The organism is Myxacorys chilensis, from assembly GCF_059505265.1.
This window is the reverse complement of the sequence record NZ_JCACKG010000258.1, coordinates 1-2,576: the sequence shown is the minus strand read 5'-3', so window position 1 is coordinate 2,576 and position 2,576 is coordinate 1. Positions and strand designations below refer to the sequence as shown.

Genomic DNA, 2,576 nt, shown 5'->3' with positions numbered 1-2,576 from the left:
TTGGACTCCGATCCGGAGGCCCTTCATTCCCAAGGGTCGGCGCCCGCTGCCGTCGGGCTCTTCGGGGTGGCAGAGGAATATGGTCACGTCGGGAGGGCCGCCCGGTCCTTGCGGCGCAGCGTGTCCGCGTCGGTGGTCAGGAAGGCGGCAGCCAGGGCCGTCGCGGGAAGCGGCCGGCCCAGATGGTAACCCTGCATGAGGTCGCAGCCGACCTCGCAGAGGAGCTCGTGGTCGTCGTCGCTCTCGACGCCCTCGCCGACGACGGTCAGGCCCATCCGGTGGGCCAGGTCGATCATCCCTTCGAGGAGCGCCCGGCGCTGGGGCGAGCCTCGCACGCCCTGGATGAAGGTCCGGTCGATCTTGAGTGTCTCGAAGCTGAGCCGGTCGAGGTAGCCGATTGACGAATATCCCGTGCCAAAGTCGTCCAGCGCGGTGGAGAACCCCGCCGCGTGCAGGCGCCGGAGGTTGTCCTCGGCCAGCCGGGTGTCCGTGATGAGGACCGACTCGGTGAGTTCGATCTCGATGCGGGAGGGATCGACCGCGCGACGTTCCAGCCGGGCCAGGAGATCGGAGATGAAGTCGGGGGCCACCAGCTGAAGCGGCGAGATGTTGACGCTCACGCGGAGGTCGGGGTGCGCTTCGAGGTCGTCGCAGATGAGGTCGAAGATGACCCGCCCCAGGGAGACGATGATCCCGGCCTGCTCTGCGATGGGGATGAAGCGGCCGGGCGGCACGACGCCGAGTTCGGGCGAGGCCCAGCGCGCGAGGGCCTCGGCCCGGACGCAGCGGCCGCCGCGCTCCACGATGGGCTGGTAGACGACGGAGAACTCGCCGGGCTCCGCCAGGGCGGACCGGAGGGCGCACTCGATCTGGTAGGCGTCGATCACGTCCCGCTCGCGCATCGCGCTGAAGGCCACGGCCGTGGGGCTCCGCAGGCGCTTGGCCTCGTACATGGCGAGGTCAGCCTGCCGGACGAGGTCGTCCCCCGTGAGGTCGTCGCTCATCTGCACCGCATAGCCGACGGCGGCCTGTAGGCCCAGCCGCCGCCCCGCGACGGAGAATGGCTCCGCGAAGGCCGCCGCGATGTCGCTGACGAGGCTCGTGGTCCGGCGTTCGGCGAAGGGGCCGGTCAGCACGAACACGAACTCGTCGCCCGAGATCCGGGCCAGGACGCAGTCGGGCGCGCTGAGGCGGGCGAGACGCCGGGCCACCAGGGCGATGAGCTGGTCCCCGACGGCGTGGCCGAAGCTGTCGTTGATTCGCTTGAACTGGTTGACATCCAGGAAGACGACCGCGCGCTCTCCGGTGCGGGCGCGGAGGGCGATGACCTGGTTGAAGGCGGCGCGGTTCGGAAGATGCGTCAGGGCGTCCGTCAGCGCCGCCTCGGAGGCCTGCCGCTTTGTTTCGACCAGATGCGCGGCGTTGCGCTGGACCAGGACCCAGCCGACGACGGCAAGGCTGCTGACCAGGCCGAGGACTAGGAGGAGGACCGGCAGCAACTGCTGGACGGCATCCTCTCCCGGCGACGGACGCTCCCAGGTCAGGTAGGCCACGGCGGCGCCGTCGAGGCCGAGGAGGGCGACGCCCAGGCGCCCGTCCGGCACCTCGGGGGCGATGGACAGGTCGCGGAGGGAGAGGCTCGACCCGAGCTCCGAGAGGACCTGGTCCGTCACGCGGATGCCCATGACGAGGAAGCCGAAGTCGTGGGCGCCGTCAGGCGGAGTGATGCTTTCCTCGAAAGGCTCGAATTGGGAGGCGCTGGAGGCGTAGAGGTCGTCGCCCGACCAGATGAAGAACTGGGTAGCCCCCGCCTTGTCCGCAGCAAGTCGGGTCAGCTTGTCGTCGATCAGTCGGAGGGTGCCCCGGTCGATCAGGCCCGCCCTCCCTTCGGTGCCGTCGTCGTCGGTCCAGCCGATGTTGTCCGCGATCGGAGTCTCGGCAAGCAGTGCGAACTGGACGGTCTGCCCGATCATGGCGGTCGACCCGATGTTGTCGAAGATCCAGTCCAAGTCGCCGTTCCTGAGAGCAGCGACGGCCAGGTCCCACTTGGCATAATCGAGGGCGGCCATCCGTGCCCGCACCAGGAGGTTGTTCTGGGCGTTCTGCACCTTGACCACGGATTGCTGGGCAGCCTCGTGATCCAGGGTGCGGACTGTCCATGAAATCGAGAACCCGAAGGACAACACGAACAAGGCGATCGTGCAGGTCATCACGGCCGCGATGCTTTCCGGCAGCCTGTCCCCCTTCAGCCCGGCGATGAGCGCCGGCAGCCGGAACGCGCCGTGCAGGCCCGCGAGGGCGCTCGAGAGCTGCCGGTCGATCCGTCGGGCTTGGTGCGTCTGCATGCCGCTTCATTCCTGTGCTGGCGAGGACCCCGGCTGCGGGCGCCTCGGCGAGAGGCCCGCATGGGGGGTAGCGAGTCCGAGGTCGAACGGGATTGCTCCTGTGATTCGCCGTTAACCGTAGGTCCAGCATTCCTAATAAATCGTTAACCGAGTCCGGCGACCGGACGGTTCGGCCGAGGCGCGGAGCCAGGAGATGGCCCCGCTTCGATGGCGCCCCGGAGCGCCTCCACC

General features: G+C 68.9%; 1 protein-coding gene. It reads right to left on the bottom strand.

All coding sequences use genetic code 11. The annotated features are described in order from the left end of the window. Nucleotides 1-83 precede the first annotated feature (83 nt). Nucleotides 84-2,345, bottom strand: a complete 2,262-nt coding sequence (locus tag AC5JLB_RS26715; protein ID WP_495876868.1) for a putative bifunctional diguanylate cyclase/phosphodiesterase — start codon at nt 2,343-2,345, stop codon at nt 84-86. Nucleotides 2,346-2,576 lie beyond the last annotated feature (231 nt).